This window comes from Bifidobacterium hapali (genome assembly GCF_002259755.1).
In the GTDB taxonomy this organism is placed as follows: Bacteria; Actinomycetota; Actinomycetes; order Actinomycetales; family Bifidobacteriaceae; genus Bifidobacterium; species Bifidobacterium hapali.
In genome coordinates this window covers 29,036-47,675 of sequence record NZ_MWWY01000026.1, presented here as the reverse complement: position 1 = coordinate 47,675, position 18,640 = coordinate 29,036, and the positions used below count along the sequence as shown (strand labels likewise).

12 protein-coding genes and 1 tRNA gene are annotated in these 18,640 nt (G+C 57.9%); 2 read left to right on the top strand and 11 right to left on the bottom strand.

Annotation, left to right across the window (positions count from 1 at the left end):
- Nucleotides 1-46: 46 nt before the first annotated feature.
- The 8 genes from BHAP_RS07160 to BHAP_RS07125 all read right to left on the bottom strand — a co-directional run bounded on the left by BHAP_RS07160 (nt 47) and on the right by BHAP_RS07125 (nt 12,943).
- Entirely contained in the window at nt 47-1,588 is a 1,542-nt protein-coding gene (locus tag BHAP_RS07160; RefSeq protein ID WP_094730052.1) for a glycoside hydrolase family 43 protein, read from the bottom strand.
- 93 nt (nt 1,589-1,681) lie between these two features.
- Complete coding sequence (gene yicI, locus BHAP_RS07155; protein WP_094730051.1) at nt 1,682-3,721, bottom strand: alpha-xylosidase; 2,040 nt, start codon at nt 3,719-3,721, stop codon at nt 1,682-1,684.
- A gap of 581 nt (nt 3,722-4,302) precedes the next feature.
- Complete coding sequence (locus tag BHAP_RS07150; protein ID WP_094730050.1) at nt 4,303-6,456, bottom strand: beta-glucosidase; 2,154 nt, start codon at nt 6,454-6,456, stop codon at nt 4,303-4,305.
- Nucleotides 6,457-6,544: 88 nt separating this feature from the next.
- Nucleotides 6,545-8,020 (bottom strand): alpha-L-fucosidase, encoded by a 1,476-nt coding sequence (locus BHAP_RS07145; protein ID WP_094730049.1) that lies wholly within the window; start codon nt 8,018-8,020, stop codon nt 6,545-6,547.
- 112 nt (nt 8,021-8,132) lie between these two features.
- The gene (locus BHAP_RS07140) at nt 8,133-8,915 is read right to left on the bottom strand and encodes an SGNH/GDSL hydrolase family protein (protein ID WP_244569340.1); all 783 of its coding nucleotides are present in this window, start codon (nt 8,913-8,915) and stop codon (nt 8,133-8,135) included.
- 112 nt (nt 8,916-9,027) lie between these two features.
- Nucleotides 9,028-10,809, bottom strand: a complete 1,782-nt coding sequence (locus tag BHAP_RS07135) for an ABC transporter substrate-binding protein (protein WP_094730048.1) — start codon at nt 10,807-10,809, stop codon at nt 9,028-9,030.
- A gap of 147 nt (nt 10,810-10,956) precedes the next feature.
- The gene (locus tag BHAP_RS07130) at nt 10,957-11,889 is read right to left on the bottom strand and encodes a carbohydrate ABC transporter permease (protein ID WP_094730047.1); all 933 of its coding nucleotides are present in this window, start codon (nt 11,887-11,889) and stop codon (nt 10,957-10,959) included.
- A 31-nt stretch (nt 11,890-11,920) separates the two neighbouring features.
- The gene (locus BHAP_RS07125) at nt 11,921-12,943 is read right to left on the bottom strand and encodes an ABC transporter permease subunit (RefSeq protein WP_094730046.1); all 1,023 of its coding nucleotides are present in this window, start codon (nt 12,941-12,943) and stop codon (nt 11,921-11,923) included.
- Between the two features lie 219 nt (nt 12,944-13,162).
- On the opposite strand from BHAP_RS07125, the gene BHAP_RS07120 reads away from it, so the two are divergent.
- Together BHAP_RS07120 and BHAP_RS07115 are read left to right on the top strand one after the other, a co-directional pair.
- Nucleotides 13,163-13,828: a YesL family protein gene (locus BHAP_RS07120; protein WP_094730045.1), complete on the top strand. Its 666-nt coding sequence runs from the start codon at nt 13,163-13,165 to the stop codon at nt 13,826-13,828.
- Between the two features lie 531 nt (nt 13,829-14,359).
- Nucleotides 14,360-14,432 (top strand) — tRNA-Ala (locus BHAP_RS07115).
- Between the two features lie 198 nt (nt 14,433-14,630).
- Here BHAP_RS07115 and BHAP_RS07110 read toward each other — a convergent pair.
- From BHAP_RS07110 to BHAP_RS07100, 3 genes are all read right to left on the bottom strand, one after another.
- Nucleotides 14,631-16,148, bottom strand: a complete 1,518-nt coding sequence (locus BHAP_RS07110; protein WP_094730044.1) for a formate--tetrahydrofolate ligase — start codon at nt 16,146-16,148, stop codon at nt 14,631-14,633.
- Nucleotides 16,149-16,251: 103 nt separating this feature from the next.
- Nucleotides 16,252-17,919, bottom strand: coding sequence for a C69 family dipeptidase (locus BHAP_RS07105; protein ID WP_094730043.1), 1,668 nt, complete (start codon nt 17,917-17,919; stop codon nt 16,252-16,254).
- Nucleotides 17,920-18,038: 119 nt separating this feature from the next.
- Entirely contained in the window at nt 18,039-18,593 is a 555-nt protein-coding gene (locus BHAP_RS07100) for a YbhB/YbcL family Raf kinase inhibitor-like protein (RefSeq protein WP_094730042.1), read from the bottom strand.
- Nucleotides 18,594-18,640 lie beyond the last annotated feature (47 nt).

Genomic DNA, 18,640 nt, shown 5'->3' with positions numbered 1-18,640 from the left:
AGCGTTATCTCGGCTCCCCTTATCAGGCGAGCCGAGATGGTGGCGGTCATACGGTGTAGCGGACGTTGGTGTAGGTGATTTCGCCGCGGCCGTGCGCGTAGACACCGAGCAGGATGCCAGTGAATCCACCTGCGTTGACGAAACTCAGCACTTTGCCGGGAATGTGTCCAAGTGGCTGCTCTTCGCCGGTGAACGTGTTCTTCACAGCGAAGTCGTAGCCGCGATCGTCGCCGCGCACGATCAGCCGTAATGTCGCATCCGCAGATTCGTGAACCGAGCCAACCACCGACGTCAATCCAGCGTTGTGCGCAACCGTCTCAATCGTCAGCAGTCCGTCATCGTCCGCCACGTGCACGGCGATCGTCAGATAATGATTCGCATTCGCGTACACAGCTACGCCAGTCTCGCCGTCCGTCAACTCGCGCGCATCGGCAAGCGTCGCACCGAACTCGAACCGGAAATCAGTCTGCCGTGTACCAACCATCGTCGGACCGTCATCAAGCGAAAAGTCCTGCTCAGCCGCGTGAATATCGATCGTCACACCGTTGGAATCACACAGCAAACCGTCCTCGCGCGGTACTGGGCCTGCGATCATACGCTTGTCGCCGCCACCGACCGTAAACCGTCCAGCCGCATCAATCGACGGCGTAATCCACTCGACGTCCCGTTCCAGCGAGTCGCCGCAACCGTTGAGCTCGCAGTCGTATGACTGGTCAGCGAGCGCCGGCCAATCGTTCTCCCACGTAAACCACACGGCGTACGGTTCGCGGCCGATCCAACCTTGCGCAGGATACTCGTCGTTATTACGCGTGCCGTGGAACACCATCAGCGTGCGCTCGTCGCCGAACCGCGCGCAATCGCAGTGGCCGATCGCCTGCAACGTCAAGTGCGTGGAACGATTGGTGATCAGCGGATTGCCGGCGTACATTTCGTACGGACCTTCCGGAGCGGTCGCGCGCGCGATGTTCTCCATGTGCCCGGATTCAGTACCGCCTTCCGCCCACATCAGGTAGTAGAAACCGCCGCGCTTGTACAAGTGCGGACCTTCCGGATTCGAGCCAGTGATACCGCCGCAGATACGCTGACGTTTGGTCAGTACTGTGCCGGTAGTCGGGTCGATTTTCGACAGGTAGATGCCGGCCGGTTCACGTTCGCCGCCCTCGTTGCCGCAGATGTACGCGGTGCCGTCGTCGTCGAAGAACAGGCTCGGATCGATGCCGGGCCAGCCGTCTACCCAGATCGGATCGGACCAACCGGCGTGCGGGTCGGCGGACGTGAGAATCATATTGCCTTTGTTGACGTTCGTGACGATGAGATAGAACGTACCGTCAAAGTACCGTAACGTGGGCGCGTAGATGCCTTGACTGTTGCCCATTGATTCGTATGGGAATTGAGTGGTGCGGTTCATGGCGTCGCCGATTTTATGCCAGTGCATGCCGTCTTCGGATTCAAACACGGGCAGACCGGGGAAATATTCGAACGAGCTGTTGACCATCAGATACGTGCCTTGCGGGGTCTCACAGATCGTCGGATCGGGGTGAAAACCGGACGCGATGCGGCGGGCCGGTTTGCAGTTGAACAGGGTCATGGAATCACCTTTGATTGTGTTGTGGCGCGCGATTACGCAGCGGCGGCGCGAATCAGACAGTTGACTCGCACCGCCGAGCAAAATATCAACAAATCACGCGTTGAGCGGGTCCGAACCCGGACGCACGAGGACCGGCAGGGTGTGGTAGTCGTACTGCTCGGTGTACCAGCGGCCCGGCTCGTAAGTCTTGCCAGTCAGCAAGTTCGCCCACGACTCTCCCGCGTGATCGCCGCCGGCATCCGGCACGTAGAAGCGCGCGGTGCCATCCTCGGAGAACACCGGAGCAACCAGCAGATCATCGCCCAGCATGTACTGGGTGTCGATGTCCTCGCAAGCCGGGTCAGTCGGGAACTCAAGCACCATCGCACGCATCATCGGTACACCAGTCTCGTGCGTCTCGTGCGCCATAGCTTCCAGATACGGCTTGAGCTTGAGCTTGAGCTCAGTGAACTCACGCGACACCTCGACCGCCTCGTCGCCGTACAGCCACGGCACCTTGTACTCGGTGGAACCGTGGTAACGCGAGTGCGAGCTCAGCAGACCGAACTGCGTCCAACGCTTGAACAGATCCGGGGTCGGCTTGTCCTCGAAACCGGCGATATCGTGGCTCCAATAACCAAAACCAGACATGCCGAAGCTTAAGCCCGCGCGCAACGACTCGGCCATCGACGGGTAGTTCGACGAGCAGTCGCCGCCCCAGTGCACCGGGAACTGCTGGCCGCCGACAGTCGCGGAACGGGCGAACAGGATCGCCTCATCTGCGCCCTTGGTCTCAACGAGTACATCGTAAACGGCCTTGTTGTACAGATACGTGTAGTAGTTGTGCATGAGCTCTGGGTCAGAACCGTCATAGTACTTCACGCCCTCGGTCGGGATGCGCTCGCCGAAGTCGGTCTTGAAGCAGTCGACGCCCTGTGCGACGAGATGCTTGAGCTTATCCTGATACCACTTGGTGGCTTCGGGGTTGGTGAAGTCGACGATCGCCATGCCGGCCTGCCACTTATCCCACTGCCAGACCTCGCCGTCGGTGGTCTTGATGAAGTAGCCCTTCTTGGCGCCTTCCTCAAACAGCGGCGACTTCTGGCCGATGTAGCTGTTGATCCACACGCAGACTTTCAGTCCGCGGTCGTGCAGCTTCTTGAGCAGACCTTCAGGATCAGGGAACTTCGTCTCATCCCACTCGAAGTTGCACCATTCGAGTTCCTTCATCCAACGGCAGTCGAAGTGGAACACGGACAGCGGAATGCTGCGCTCGGCCATGCCGTCGACGAACTCCATCACGGTCTTTTCGTCGTAATCGGTGGTGAACGAGGTGGACAGCCACAGGCCGTAGCTCCAGTCCGGCACCAGCGGCGGCTTGCCGGTCAGATCGGTGTACGTGTTGAGGATGCCCTTGAGATTGTCGCCACCGATAACCGAGTAGCTCATCTCCTCGCCCGGCACGGAGAACTGCACGCGGGAGACTTTTTCGGAGCCGACCTCGAAGCTCACTTTGCCCGGGTTGTCAACGAACAGGCCGTAGCCCTTGTTTGACAGGTAGAACGGGATGTTCTTGTACGCCTGCTCGGTACCAGTGCCGCCGTCCTCGTTCCAGATGTCGACAGTCTGACCGTTCTTGACGAAGTTCGTGAAGCGCTCGCCGAGGCCGTAGATTTTCTCGCCGACGCCGAGGTCGAGCTGCTCGGAGACGTGCAACTGGTTGTGGTCGTCGGTGACGAGGGCCTTGGCGCGCCAGCCGGAATGTGCGATGGTCTTGCCGTCGTACTTGTAGGTGAAGTCGATCGTCTCGCCCTTAGCGATTTCCAGCGTGAGCTTGCCGGAGGTGAAGGTCCACTGCTCGTCGGTTTCAGTGATTTCGACGTTCGGGTCGGATTCGTTGAGCGCGAACTTCGGGCAGCGGCTGCGGTCTTTCTTGAAGTTGATCAGGCGCGTGGTGATGATGTCTTCGCGAGGGGAAGTGACTTCGATCGTCAGGATGCCGCCGTCGAGCGTCTGACCTGGGTGATGAATCGGCACACCGAACGGGCAGAACAGGGTGATTTTCTTCGGCTCGACATTCGCAGCGTACACGTTTGCCGCGTATTTGACGTCGAATCCGTCTTTGACGAGCCAGCCGCCATTGAGGAACTTCATTGTCGCGTCTCCTTTTGCTGTGTTGACCACATGCTTAACGCATGGGTTCGCTCGGTTTTTATTATGTTATTTATAAGTCTATAAATAACAAGATTCGACACGCCGTGATTATGCGAATCCTCTCCTTCACGCGATGGAAAAATGATTCATTTTGACATCCCGTGCCCGAGTAACAACACATTACGCGGTCACGCGATGGATTGTAACGAGCCAATTCCATCGCGTGACCTAGATCCAATAACGAATCTCATCGTGGATAGTTGTCTTCAAATTAGAAATCAGCCCTGTACTCGTTTTGGAGACAATATTTCTGTCTGCAAATCCTCAAATATGGCTTTTCACGAAAGTAAAGACAACACATTCTTCCCGCAAATCCTTGAAATTCCGCCATTCTCTATTATTGCAGCATCATTAACCACGCACATCACTTGTCTCCAAATCCGCAAAAACATTCATAGACGATTTCAAGACAAAATTCCAGCACTCAGCACGGGAGACTCACCGCGCAACAGCCATCAAGCACAACTACAATATGCCTGCTCGTGGGCGATGAGGGGTTCGAACCCCCATCGCCCACATATTCAGCCAATATGCCCGGTCAGACGAATATCGCGCACGGATTCACCAACATAGACCACAGCCGCAGGGGCTACAGTGTACGCACCCGCACCGTTCGACCAATAGCGCAATGCGCGCGCAGCATCCAGCGTGATCTCCACCTGCCGACTCTCACCCGCACCAAGTGCGACCTTAGTAAACCCGCGTAACTCCTTGACCGGCCGGTCTTCACCCGTACCCTCAAGCCCGAAATACACCTGCGGCACGGCCTTACCCGCACGCTCCCCAGTATTCGTCACCGTGAACGCAATGCGAATCGCATCATCCACGCGACGCACATCGAGATCAGAATACGCAAACGTGGTGTAGCTCAAGCCGTGACCGAAGCAGAATCGCACCGGCACATCACGCGTCTCAAAATAACGGTAACCGACGTAAATATCCTCGTCGTAGCGCACATGCAGCCCCGGACCGAATGTACCGACCGAGTGCGCCGGCGAATCAGCGAGCGCGATCGGGAATGTCTCCGGCAGGTGTCCGCTTGGATTGACTCGGCCGAGTAACACTTCTGCAAGAGCCGTACCGGATTCGCACCCGTTATACCAATTCCACACAATCGCATGCGCACGGTCAGCCCACGGCATGGCGACTGGCGAACCCGCAACAAACACGAGCACCGTGTCGGGAGCGACGTCAAGAAGCGCGGAAATCAGCGCATCCTGACCGTATGGCAGTTCAATCGTCTCGCGATCACGACCTTCAAGATCATGCTCATGATCAAGACCACCAACAAACACCACCGGATCACCGCTCGCTGCATACTCGCGGGCGCGGGCTACAGCTCCATCGCGCAATGCGGCCGCACGCTCGGCATCGTCAGCAGCTGAACCGACCGAGTTCTCAAGACTGTCTTCCTGCCATGAATCGTCCTGCACAACCTGCTTTGCATCGTAACCGAGCACGTACTCAATAGTCACGTTGCCGCCGAGTTGACCGTTCAACCCGAGTAACGGCGTAACCTCATGCAACGCCTTGATAACCGCACTGCCACCGCCGTTAGAGTGGATGCGGTCTGCGTTCGCACCGACAACAAGCACGCGGCGCAGCGAGCCCTCGTTCAGCGGCAACACCGGCCGACCAGACACACCGGCATCGTTTTTGAGCAGCACAATCGACTCACGCGCCACGGTAAGCGCTTTCGCAGCGTGCGCGATCGTCGCGTAGGAGCCGGCCTTGCGAGCTGGTTTCGTACCGTCATCGGCGGGCAGCATGTGCAACGCATCCATGACGGCGAGCACACGCAATACCTTGGTGTCCACGTCCGCTTCGCTCACCTCGCCAGCTGCGATCGCTCGTCGTAGCGGATTCGCGAAATAATACTCGTCAAAGTTTGGCGTGACGGACATTTCGACGTCGAGTCCGACGCGCGCGGATGCAGCGGTACGCTTAACCGCACTCCAGTCGGAGACGACGAATCCATCGAATCCCCATTCGTCGCGCAGAATATCGTCGAGCAGTTTCTTCGATTCGCAGCACTGTTCGCCGTTCACCAAGTTGTACGCACCCATGATCGACAGCACACCGCCGCGTTTGACCGCATCCTCGAACGCGGGCAGATAGATTTCACGCAGTGCACGCTCGCTGATGGTTTCGTCGACGTCGAGTCGATCAGTTTCCTGACTGTTGGCCGCGTAATGCTTAGCGCAGGCGGCGACGTCGGATTCCTGCACGCCGCGAATGTAGGCAGCACCCTGCTCTCCGGCAAGATACGGGTCCTCGCTCATGTATTCGAAGTTGCGGCCGCACAGCGGGCTGCGTTTGATATTGAGTGAGGGGCCGAGGATGACATCCTTACCACGGCCGCGCGCCTCTTCGCCGAGCACTTCGCCGACGGTGTGCGCGAGCGCACGATTCCACGTCGATGCAACAGCCGAGCCAGACGGCAAATACGTCACGCGATCACGCGTATTCCACAGCGGTGCCCAGTTGTCGTTGTGCAGCTCCTCGCGCGGCCCCATCGGACCGTCATCCATGTGAAATTCGGGGATGCCGAGTCGCACAGCTCCGCCGCTTTTGAACAGTCCGGCGGCGTGGATGATGTCGACTTTCTCGTCGAGCGTGAGTTGGGCGAGCAGTGCGCGCGCCTTGGCTTTGTTGGTTTCAGTGATAGTAGTCATGATGTCTCTCTTCCGTAAGTGTTTTGTACTGATGCTCTGCGTGATAAGTGATGTACGTATGCGCTTATGTACGACTGCGTACGCCGGTTTATTTGACGCTGATCCTGAAGCCGAGCGGCACATCCGTCGCGATGCCGGCACGCAAGGCCGGTTCGATGACGAGGCCGTCGTCGGTGCGCTCGTAGTGCACCGGTCCGGAGCCGAGCTGTTCGACACCGGTGACGATGCCGTGGAACGGTGCCACCTTGCCGTCATGGTAGGCGGCGAATGCGGCGCAGGTGAGCGTGCGAGCGCCGTCCGGGTTGAGGCAGAATGCGTACACGTCGCCGTCTTTCGCAGTGAATCGCCAGTCGGCGGCCGTGTACTGCAACGCGTTCTGGTCCGCGAACGAGCCTTCTGCGGCATGAGTCGGTCCTTCTTCGGCGATTTTCCACGGTCGAGTGCCGTAGATGCCGTCGCCGTTCGCGTCCAGCCATGTGCCAATCGATTCGAGCAGTTCGCGATCGTGAGCGGCGATCGAACCGTCCGCACGCGGGCCGACGTTGAGCAGCAGGTTGCCGTTTTTGCTGACCGTATCGACCAGCGTGACGATCAGTTCGGCGATGCTCTTGTAGTCGAGCGTGTTCGTGTAGCACCACGAGTTGCGTGCGATGGCGGTGTCGGTTTGCCATACGTACGGCGTCGCGGTGGCGAGACCGCCGCGTTCGACGTCGTACAGTCCCGCACCCCATGCCATGCCGTCCTGCTTGTAGCAGATGATGACCGGCACGTCCCATTCGACACCGCGGTTGTAGTAGAAGGCGGCCAGTTTCTTGATGTACGGCTTGAACGCGTCGTGCTGGATCCACCAGTCGAAGTACAGCATTTCCGGACGGTAGTTGTCGATCAGCTCGCACACGCGCAGCAGCCAGTCGTCGAGATATTCCTCGGTCGGCCGCGGCACGGAGAACAGGTCTTGATTGTCGGGCTCGGGCATGGCCGGCCAATAGAAATCACCGCGATGCATTGGCTCAGCCGCGCGCACATCGGAGTCAAATTCGCGTCCGTGACTCATGAACCACCAGTGTTCGGCACGGTGATTGCTGGTGGCGAAATGCAGTCCGTGACGCAGCGTCGCTTCGCGCAATTCACCAATGATGTCGCGGTGCGGGCCGGTTTCGACCGTGTTCCAGTGCGAGAGATCACTTGCGTACATTTGGTAGCCGTCGTGATGTTCGGATACCGGGAAGTAGTACCGTGCGCCGGCAGCCGCGAACAGGTCGAGCCATTCGTCCGGATTGAATCGCTCGGCGGTGAACATCGGAATGAAATCCTTGTAGCCGAAATCGCTTTGCGGGCCGAAGGTTTCGCGGTGATGGTCGAATTCGGGGTAGCCTTCGATGTACATGTTGCGCGAATACCATTCGTTGCGGTATTCGGGTACCGTGTACAGACCCCAGTGGGTGAAAATGCCGAATTTCGCGTCCGGGAACCAGCTAGGTACCTGTACGCGGGATAGCGATTCCCATGTGTCGCAGTAGGGACCGGCTTTGATCACGGCGTCTATGGTGTTCAGATCGATCATGGATGCTCCTCATGTGTCTGTGACTGATTGCGGTTGCGCGAATGCGCGCATATCTGCACGTATCTGATTACGTTGGTGCACGTTCGTCCGACCGGCAATTGATCGCGTGCGTTCAGTCGCCGAATGTGGTGCGGTTCCAGTCGAAACCGACCGCCTGGCACCATGCGCGGGCGATGATCATCGCACCCCGCTCGTAAGGATGCACGCGGTCCTGACTGGCGAGGCAACCATGCAACTGGGTGAGCCAGTGGTCGACGGCGGCTTGCGTATCCACGAAAATCGCATTGTTGCGTTCCGCCACGCGTTTCGACGCGGCCGCGAACTCTTCGATTTTGGCGCGCATGATGTCGTGCGGATTCGGCTCGAACATGAACGGACGCATGATGATGAATCCTTTGAGGTTCGGGGATTCGCGGCGCGTACGCTCCAGCAGTTCGTCGTAGATGCGTTCGTAATCCTCGACCGTGTTGAGACGGGCCTGCCACAGTGGTCCGTCATAGTATCGCCACGCGTCGTTGACGCCGATCATCACCGACACATAGTCCGGATTCATGCCGATGATGTCGCTGTCCCAGCGTTCGGCCAGTTCGACGATGTCGTTGCCGCTGATGCCCTGGTTGATCGTACACAGCGCACGGTCGGGGTATACGGCGGTGAGCAGATTGTGCAACGTGTTCACGTAGCCGTGTCCGTAGCCCCAGCCGCCGGGAATGGCGGTTCGGTCACGATCGGCGTCGGTGATGGAATCTCCCGCGAATACGATGCGGGCATGTTTCGGGAAAATCAGCATGATGGTTGCCTTATGCGCGTGCGGATATGCGAAGGGCACCGGGATTCGGTTGCCGGATCCGGTGCCCTTGATGGCTGCGGGCCGATGATCGTCAATTGCCGTCATCGACCGCGACCTGTTGAGTTATGTGGGTTGTGCTGCGGGCCGCACATCCTGACCGTTCAGGAACGGACGCCCCGCATCACGTTCACTCGGAATCGTTCGGACTCACTTGGATTCACTCGGAATCGGAAGAGGAATCCTTGTTCTCCGCCTGATAATCCTTGACGGCGGCCTTGCGGGCGGCGTCCTGATCCTTGGCGTTCTTCATGTCCACTTCGAGGACCTGATCGATGCCGAGGCCCTTGACGGTCTCACGCATCTGATCCATGATCTTCTCGGCTTCAGCTTCGGAGGAGGCGAAGGATGCCTTCCACGAAGCGTTCACGATCTCGGTCTTTATGGAACCGCGCAGGGTGGTGATCTGGGAATCCTCATCCGGGGTCATGTAGGCGGAGCCCGGAGCGACCTCGATCATGTTGTTGGCCTCGAGGTACTCCATCGTGGTCTTCGCGCCGCCCATGTGAGAGGACCAATCCTGGTTCAGCGGGTTGTTGTTGGCCTTCTCGAGCTCGCTCGGCCACATGGTCGCGTTGTACGGGTAGCCGGTGTCCGGATCGTTGTCGTTGACGTTCACGGTGGTGAAGTTCAGCGCGGAGATGCCGTCGGAGTAGGAGCCGCCGCCGTACTCTTCCGGAACGTTCTCGCTGGCGCCGGACAGCACGCTGGAACCGAAGTCGGTGAGCACCGGCTCGCCGTCCTTGATCTCCCAGTTCAGACCCTTCGGACCTGCGGCGCCACCGGTCTGGGCGCCGGAGTCATACACGCCTTCCGCGGAATACAGCCAGTCGATGAACTTGACGAGACGCTGCTTGTTCTTGGCCTGGGAACCGATGCCGATGAAGGTCTTGCCACCGGTCGGGGTGGAGCCGTAGGAGAAGATCTTCTGATCCTTGAGCGGGGCGATCATGAAGCCCTTGCCGGCAGCCTTGTTCTCGTTGGTGTTGTAGGCGGCCTGACCGAGCCACGGCCAGAAGGAGAACAGCACCTTGCCTTCCTTGTACTTGGAGTTCATGGTGTCGTAGTTCTGGGTGGTCGACTCAGGATCGACGATGCCGGCGCGATAGGCGGCGTTGAAGAACTTGATGGTGCGGTCGTAGATGCCGTCCTTGTCGGTGATGGACTGGTACTCGGAACCGTCGGCCTTGGCCAGCACGAAGCCCATCTCGTCGAAGCCGTAGAAGCAGGTCGGCTGCTTGGCGTTGTTCATCATGTTGCCATCCCAGTCCTTGAACAGGGACATGGCGTAGATGTCGTTACGACCTTCGGTTTCGCGGGCCTTGTCCTGCATCTGCTTGAGCACCGGGATCAGATCCTCGAGGGTATCGATCTCCGGGTAGCCGATGGCCTTGTAGTAATCCCAGCGCAGGTACGGGCCGAACGTCGGTTCGAGGCCTTCGGACGCCTCGGTCGGAGCCTTGTCGGAGACGGAGCCCGGGATGCCGTAGACGCCGGAATCCACACCGATGACATCGTTCATGGCGTCGATGGCGGCCTGATGGTTCTTGATGTTGTCCATGCCGTCGAGGTACGGGGTCATGTCGGCGAGCAGCTTGGCCTTGACCATCTTGGAGCCGTAACCGCCGTCATAGCCGTAGATGATGATGTCGCCGAGGTTGCCCGAAGCGGAACGGGTATCGAACAGGGTGGAGCCGCCGCCGGCCACGTTCGGAGCGATGATGTTCAGCTTGATGTTGAACTTGTCCTTGATGATCTTGGCGAACCAGCCCTTCTGTTCGCCCTGGTAGTTGGCGAGGCCGTCGAAGACGTCGACGGTCATCAGCGATCCATCATCCTTCTCGGAAGCGGTCTTGTCGCCACCGCAGGCCGCCAGCGACATCAGCAGCGCCACGCTCAAGCCGGTGGCGAACACCGCTTGGATCTTCTTCTTGATTTCCATAATGGAATCCTCCTTGGTTCCTTTGGTTTCCCTAGATTGAGGAAAAATTGTTGTGATTCAGTTATGAGATACGACTGGTTTGTTTGAGGCCTACCGGCCTCACTCAGGCTGAACCTATGAACAGTCCACAGGGCTTCGCGTTACGCGTCAGCCCTTTACCGCTCCCAGCATCATGCCTTTGACGAAGAAGCGCTGGAAGAACGGGTAGACGAACAGGATCGGGAGCACGACGATCACGGAGACCGTCATACGGATCGAGGTCGGGGTCTGCTGCGTGGCCAGTGCCGCGACGTTCATTGCGGTGCCGGCGCTCGCCTTCACCGACGCGGCCAGTGCATTGGCCTGATTGATGTAGGTGTACAGCAGGTACTGCAGCGACCACAACTTGGAGTCGGTCATGTAGATCAGCGTGTCCTGGAAGGAGTTCCACTGGCCGACCGCGGAGAAGATGCCGACCGTTGCGAGGATCGGGGACATCATCGGCAGGATGATCTTCCAGAAGACCGTCAGCGTGCCGGCGCCGTCCATTTCGGCTGCTTCCTGCAGCGAGTGCGGGATGGATTCGACGAAGGTCTTGACCAGGATGATGTTGAACGGCTGGACGATGGCGGGCAGCACGTAGACCCAGAAGTTGTTGGTCAGGTGCAGGTTCTTCATCGTGATGAACATCGGGATCAGACCGGCGTTGAAGTACATCGTGATGACGATGAAGCGGTACCAGAACTTGCGTCCCCACATCTTCTCCTGCGTGAACATGAAGCCGAGGAACGCCGAGGCGCCGACGGTGAGCACCGTGCCGATCACGGTACGCGCCGCGGAGATGAACGCGGCGGTGCTCAGACCGGAGAGCGCGAAGACCGCCTTGTAGTTCTCCCAATGGATGCCCTGCGGGATCCAGTTCACTTCGCCGGCCGCGGAAGCCGAGTTGTTCGAGATCGAGTTGATGATCAGGTAGTAGAACGGGTACACGCAGATAAACGCGAACAGCAGGAAGAAGATGATGTTGAAGACGTTGTAGACTTCCTCACCGCGGGTGCGACGCTGGGCGGGAGCTACGCCTTGCTTGAAGTTCTTAGCCATGATGATGCTTCCTTAAATCTCGAGAAACCAATCAGACGATCGACACGCCGCGGGTGCGCTTGGACAGCCAGTTGACCAGGATCAGCAGGCCGACGCTGACCAGCGACTTGAGCATGGAGATGGCGGTTGCCAGCGACAGCGAGCTGTTGCCCATACCGACGTTGTAGACGTAGAGGTCAAGGACCTGGATGTGCTGCATGTTGAAGGCGTTCTGGAAGACGTAGTACTGGTCCATGCCGTTGTTCAGGAAGTTCGAGATCGAGAGCATGAGCAGCACGAAGTAGGTCGGCAGCAGCTGCGGGATGGTGACGTGCCAGATCTGCTGGAAGCGGTTCGCACCATCCACCTGCGCGGCCTCGTACAGTTCCGGATCGATGCCGGCGATGCCCGCGAGGTACATGATAGAGCCCCAGCCGAGGCCCTTCCAGATGCCCCACAGCAGCATCTTGAGCCACGTATGGGAATCGGAATCGAGGAACTTAATCGGCTCGGAGATGAGGTGCAGGTTCTGCAGCAGGGTGTTGAACATGCCGGTGGTGGAGAACATGGCGAACGCGACGGCGTAGACCAGAACCCACGAGATGAAGTTCGGCAGCGTGGTGAGCGTCTGGATGAGGTTCTTGAACCAGCGGGCGCGGATCTCGTTCAGGGCGATGGCGAACACCAGCGGGAAGAACGAGGTGAGGATGTTCAGTCCGGACATGGCGAAGGTGTTGATGAGCACCTGGCCGATGGTCTTGAGCTGAGCTGGGTTCTGCACCATCATCTTGAACCACTGCAGGCCCACGAATTCGCTTTCGGACAGCGGAATCGGCGGCTGGTAGTCGAAGAATGCGTAGATCCAGCCGAACAGCGGCAGGTAGCAGAACAATACAGCCAGGATGAGGAACGGGACGATCAGCAGCCACAGCTTGACGCCGTGCTGCTTGGTTGTTTCGACCTTGTTGCCCTTGCGACCTTTGCCGCGCTTGGTCTTCGCGTCAAGCGCTACGGAGGCCGCAGACGAGCCGTTGCTCGTCGCCATGCTTCCGCTCTCCTCGTGCGATTGCATCATTCCTCCTTTGGTTGTATTGATGCATCGATGCCCGTTGCGAATCCGCGACTTCAATCGTCGCAACCATCCGCAGAACTCTTATTTATTAACTTATAAATAAGATTATATGCATCTCCACAACTTTGTCAAATGATTAATAAATAAGCAGTGTATACTTGGAATTCCAACGAAAAATGGCTCAATGAGAACGTTCACGGCACGCCGAGGCAGGAGGAATCCTTGAAATTTTTTGACCCTGATAACCGCTTCTGGCAATTCATCAGCCTATGCCTGAGGTACACGGTCCTCAACCTGCTCTTCCTAGTCACCATCATCCCGATCGTCACCATCGGACCGGCGCGAGCCGCACTATATAGTACGGTGTTCGCCTACACCGACAACGAAGACATCAATCTCGGCCGAGAATACCTCAAACGGCTCAAGCGCGAATTCCTGCCCGCACTCGGGTCGTCGGCCATCTTCCTCGTCCTGCTGGCGTTCGCAACCTTCGCCTTCGTGTTCTGGAACGCGCTCGACACCGACATCGCCTATCTCACCATGCCGATCCTCATCATCGTCGCGGTTGTCACACTGCTTACGTTCGAATACTATTCGCCGCTGCAGGCGCGATATGCGAACTCCTTCACGGCAACGCTGAAGAACGCATTCATGATGCCGTGGGCGGCGTTCAAGTACACGCTCGGACTGCTCGCCATCGACGTAGCCGGTGCCGCATTGTTCGTATTCACCGGATGGTTCCGCATCGCGTTCATTGTGCTCGGCTTCTCGTGGCTCGCTTACGCGAAATCGCTGATTTTCCTGCGCGCGTTTGACCATGTCAGCGGCGACCCGAATACGCCGCGCGAGGCGCCCGATTACTCACTGCCGACCGGCTCGTTGCAGTAAATGCCGCATTTTGTCGTATGCATTAGGTCTTTAGGCCCCTGTTTCGTTTCCCTTACCGTATTCCCCATGCGTTGGTGCGCCCCTTTGCGCATCTTCATGGTGCGGTAAATTCCCCATCGTGCGGTAAATTCCCCATGATGCGGTAAATGGTTGGCGGCGATTGATGCACAAATGGCGGAATTACGCCATTTTGCAAAACCGCATCATGGGAGGTTTACCGCACCATGTGATGTTTACCGCACCATGGGGAATTTACCGCACGATGGGAGCTCGCGGAGGGGGCACACCTTGTTTATTTGACCATTAAGCCTGACACGCTGGAGCTGGGCGGCGCAATAAGGGTTTATTCGCGAGCGCCCGCAGGCAGCGCAGCACATCCAGATTCATCCGGAACAATCACACGACCAGTCGGCTGCTGACTCAATGTATACACCTTATAGCCTTCATTAAATCTTCACATCTGAAGTTGCACGTGAGGGGAAACCATATTATAGTGTTGCAAGTTGTCCTGCGGAGCAAGACAACATCCACGGGGCTATAGCTCAGTTGGTAGAGCGCTTCGTTCGCATCGAAGAGGTCGTGGTTTCGATTACCATTAGCTCCACGAAGGCCGATTCCATTCCACCGGGATCGGCCTTTTTTTCTTTCTCAAAACCGTTGATTTGATTAGCGTTCGGAATTAGCTTCGCCGAGGAAAGCGGCGCGATACGTGATAAAAAGGCCGTAACTGAGTCACGATCATTGGGAAAGGACTCAGTTACGGCCTTCAGAGTCAGTCAAACCAGCAAACGCAGAGGACAGCTCAGACGATCTTCGGCATCGGCGTAGTCAGCGACGTGGTAAGGTTCACCTGCACCAAACCGGCGCCGGCGTGTACCTCAACCTTCTTGAGCGTCACTGTGCGCTCGTCTTCCGGCAAGCGGTCGTTATCGGTCATCGTAGCCGGCGACTTGACTGCAACGAGCGCAAGATCAGCCAGCGAAATACCAGCCGACTCGCACAGGGCAACAGCTGCATCGCGCGACGGGATGAAGCCATCCTTAAGCAGCACGCGCTCAGCCGGCACGCCGTACGCATGCTCAGCCACCCACTTCACGTTCTCGATCACCGACATACCCTTGTGGCTGTGCGGACGAGCCGGCATCGAACCGTTGAGCAGCACATCCACAAACGGATCGAGTTGGTCGGCAATACCCTCGCCACCGTCACGGTACAGGTTACCGATAATCGGGTTACGGAACTCCAGCTTGGCCGCAGTCTCACGCAACGACGGAATCTGATCATCCTCACCATCCCACAGATTGATCAGCGGGAAGGCTGGAATATCAAGTCCTTCGAGACGTTCCACGTGGAACGGGTAACGCCATGCGAGGTCCGGATCGTCACGCCACGTCGACGCACGAGTCACGACAACTGCCGCACTCGGCCACTGCGCGCCGAACTCACGGCAAGCAATGTCGAGCCACTTCTGTGCGCCAGCGTCCGTACCGTAACCGGCTTCAACAATGACCACGTCGTGCAGCGAACAAGCCATTTCAACCGAAATCAGCGTCGGAATACCGATCGACACGTTCGCAAACGGACCGCCGTGCACATACACCGGCGAACCGTTCACTGTTTCAGTCAGCGCCGGCTTAACCGCATCGGACAGGATGCCGGTGATACGCCACAGGTCCACGAACTCGCCGAACGTTACGGCCTTGCCGTCCTTCGTACCGGCGATCATCTTCGAGACTCGCTCGCTGATTTCGTCCATCGAACGAGACAGGCAGACGATCTGCATGAGTTCGGACGTCGGCGTGAGCACGACCTTCTCGGCGACGTTGTTCTTGCCCGCGTCCACGGTGATCGAACGCAGCGAACGCGACGGCACTTCGGAGACGCGAGGCACGAGAATCGTATCGATGCGACCCTCGTCAACCGCTTTCTCAGCGAAGGAGACGAGCAGGTTCTGCGCTGCTGCAATCGCAGCCATTTCGCCGGTCAGACCCCAGTCGATGAGCTCAGGGTGAGTCAGCGATGCCTTGCCACCGCCGGACGCACCGCCCTTTGAACCAGCTGCAGTAATGCCCATGCTCGGTTGACGCAGTACAGCAGTCGCGTCGATACCGCGCGCACGCAACGCGTCAATGAGCGCGATCGTCGTGGTGGTTTTACCTTCGCCACGGCTTGCCTTGAGTGGCGTATCTGCGGTGACGAGCACGATCTTGCCGTGCTTGCGCGGCGCGTCCGGATTGGCTTTCAGCCAGTCCATGTAGCCGAACGCGTCGATTTTCTTGACCAAACCGTATTGGCTGGTGAAATCTTCGATGGAAGTCATGTACGCGAAGTTCCTTTCGTTCCTTGATGCCGCTAGCAATACCACTATTGTGAGGCCATTAGCGTGATACTGCTAGCACAACCTAACGCAACATATGACGATATCAGAAGTCAGACAGGTGGAAAGCGTTCTTCATCTTCATGCTGGTGTTGTACAGCACAACATCGAGCAGCTTGTCCGTCTCGACCTTGAGTCGATCGGCCAGTTGCTGGTTCGCCGCAGTCAATGTTTCGCGAGCTGCCGCGTTCTCGCGTAGCTCAGCGATAATCTCATCCGGTTCCATCGGCTGCACGTCGAGGTCAGCGTCCGCATCGAACTCGTCGATATCGTCGAGATCGACGTCGTCAGCCGCCGCGTCCGCAACATCAGCCACGTCGTCATCGTCCGCGTCCGCCGGCCACACGCCGTCAAGCGCGTTAATCGCCGCGTCTGTTTGCGCAACCAACTGGTGACCGAGCGCGCCAGTCTTCTCCTGATACCGCTCAACGAACGGCTCGTTATCAGCGAACTGCGCGTCGCACAACGCGGCGATCACACGATTCGCCCAGTAGAAGTTTTCGGTAGTCACGCGCGTGGTCGTATCTTCCAAGTACGCCGGCGTCGCGTCAACGTTCGTGTAGAACGGCATGAGCGTGTTGAACGGGTTGGAACCGTACGCAATCCACTGGATCGCTCGACTGACCTGCGGACGGTACGGACGAATCTGCATAACCGACAGCTGGCTTTGACGGTTGATACCGATCGGACGGTACATGTGACGCGTGTGTTCGTCACCGAGCTTGCCGTACGGATCGTACAGAGTGCCCTGATAGTGGTTCGACAGGACGACCTTGATATCTTCAATCGTAACCTTACGTTCCGGCTGGCGCGCCCACGGAATATCGTTCGATTCCGGCGTGTGATCGGCGTCCGGACCATCCCAAACCTCGTCGTACGGGTTGAGGAAACGCTGCATCGCCCACGCGCGCGGCGTGTTGTACACGTGGTCCATGTCAGAGTGCGAGCCGAACGCGTCACGCGGGTTGAACGGGCTCGTCGACTCGACAGACAGATCGAGATGATTGTCTTCGATGAACTCAGCCAAGTCAGCGGAGCACATGTGATTTTCTTGATCACCGAGCGCATCGTCGAGATCGAACTCGTCGATACCAAGCTGGTTCGGCATGGTCACGTACGCTTCGTCCGGCACACGCTTGGCGATCCAATGATGGCCGCCGACGGTTTCCAGCCACCAAATTTCGTTGACATCGCAGAACGCGACGCCATTCATCTCGTACGTGCCGTACTGTTCGAGCAGCGAGCCGAGACGTTCGACGCCTTCGCGCGCGGTTTTGATATACGGCAGGACGAGGGTGACGAAATCTTCCTCGCCGATACCACCGAGGACTTCCGGCTCGTAGTCATCGCTGTTTGGGTCGCCCTTGGCTGGCTGGTAGGCGACGAATGGGTCGGCTCCGAGTACGCGCTCGTTCGTGGTGAGTGTTTCGGTGGCGCTCATCGCAACGTTTGCCTCGTTGATGCCGGCTTCACCCCAAATGCCCTGCTTGAGATCAGCGTTTGGCGCAGCCGTGTAGCGCAATGGTTCCTCGTCGCTTAAGTCGATGACGAGGTGCGAGATCACGCTGTGGTAGGTTTTCGGCTGTTCTTCGGGCTTGACGACGATGAATCGTTTCGGATTGAACTCACCGTTGCCGCTATCTTCGTTGCGGGCGATGATCGTGGAACCGTCGTAGCTGGCGTCCTTGCCGACCAAAATTGTGGTGCAGGCCATATTGTTTCCTTTCCTTTCTTATTGGATTAGCGGTTACTCCCATGATGCGGTTAGGCGGAAAACACATTTTGGCGGAAAATAGCCATTTTCGCTCACCGCACCATGTGATGTTTACCGCATCATGCTTTGCCGGTAACGAAGATACCGCCTTGATCGGGGGTTTCGCCGCAGTTTCTCAGTGCGTGAAGCAGTTCGTTGAGCCAAAATCCCTGATTCAATCCGGGCAATGGCTCTTTCGTACCCCACACGTGTAGGTAGTAGTCGTGATCTTTGTCTGGCGGCTGCGGACCGTTGTAGCGCATGGTGATCGCCGGGTCGTTGTCGCGGCCGAGGAATTTAGATGCCGATGAGTTGCGACCTTGCACGGCTTCGGGAATCATCGAGGGCAATTGACGAGAGAAGTCTGGTGGAATTTGCAGTGCGTGCGAATCGTTGAAATCGTACATAAGCGCGTCAATCGGCAGGTTTGCGAGCGTCCAGTGAATCCACTCGAATCCGCATACTGGAATCGAATCCGGGTCAGTGAACGACCAGTGCAAATAGCGTACGCTAGGATCAATCTGATCAATGTAGAACGGGAAGGAGATGACGGGCACGCCGCCATTGCGGTATTCCGGCGCGGCGGCTTTCGCGAAGTCGTCGGGCACCACCGTGAAATCAGCGGAAATCTTCATGCATCCCAGTGTATCGCGCGCATGTGTCGACTACTATTTTTTTGAGT

Coding starts and splice junctions, on each gene's coding strand:
- BHAP_RS07150 (WP_094730050.1), bottom strand. CDS start 6,456: ATGACTACTATCACTGAAACCAACAAAGCCAAGGCGCGCGCACTGCTC.
- BHAP_RS07140 (WP_244569340.1), bottom strand. CDS start 8,915: ATGACGGCAATTGACGATCATCGGCCCGCAGCCATCAAGGGCACCGGA.
- BHAP_RS07135 (WP_094730048.1), bottom strand. CDS start 10,809: ATGGAAATCAAGAAGAAGATCCAAGCGGTGTTCGCCACCGGCTTGAGC.
- BHAP_RS07100 (WP_094730042.1), bottom strand. CDS start 18,593: ATGAAGATTTCCGCTGATTTCACGGTGGTGCCCGACGACTTCGCGAAA.
- BHAP_RS07110 (WP_094730044.1), bottom strand. CDS start 16,148: ATGACTTCCATCGAAGATTTCACCAGCCAATACGGTTTGGTCAAGAAA.
- yicI (WP_094730051.1), bottom strand. CDS start 3,721: ATGAAGTTCCTCAATGGCGGCTGGCTCGTCAAAGACGGATTCGACGTC.
- BHAP_RS07125 (WP_094730046.1), bottom strand. CDS start 12,943: ATGATGCAATCGCACGAGGAGAGCGGAAGCATGGCGACGAGCAACGGC.
- BHAP_RS07160 (WP_094730052.1), bottom strand. CDS start 1,588: ATGACCCTGTTCAACTGCAAACCGGCCCGCCGCATCGCGTCCGGTTTT.
- BHAP_RS07145 (WP_094730049.1), bottom strand. CDS start 8,020: ATGATCGATCTGAACACCATAGACGCCGTGATCAAAGCCGGTCCCTAC.
- BHAP_RS07105 (WP_094730043.1), bottom strand. CDS start 17,919: ATGGCCTGCACCACAATTTTGGTCGGCAAGGACGCCAGCTACGACGGT.
- BHAP_RS07130 (WP_094730047.1), bottom strand. CDS start 11,889: ATGGCTAAGAACTTCAAGCAAGGCGTAGCTCCCGCCCAGCGTCGCACC.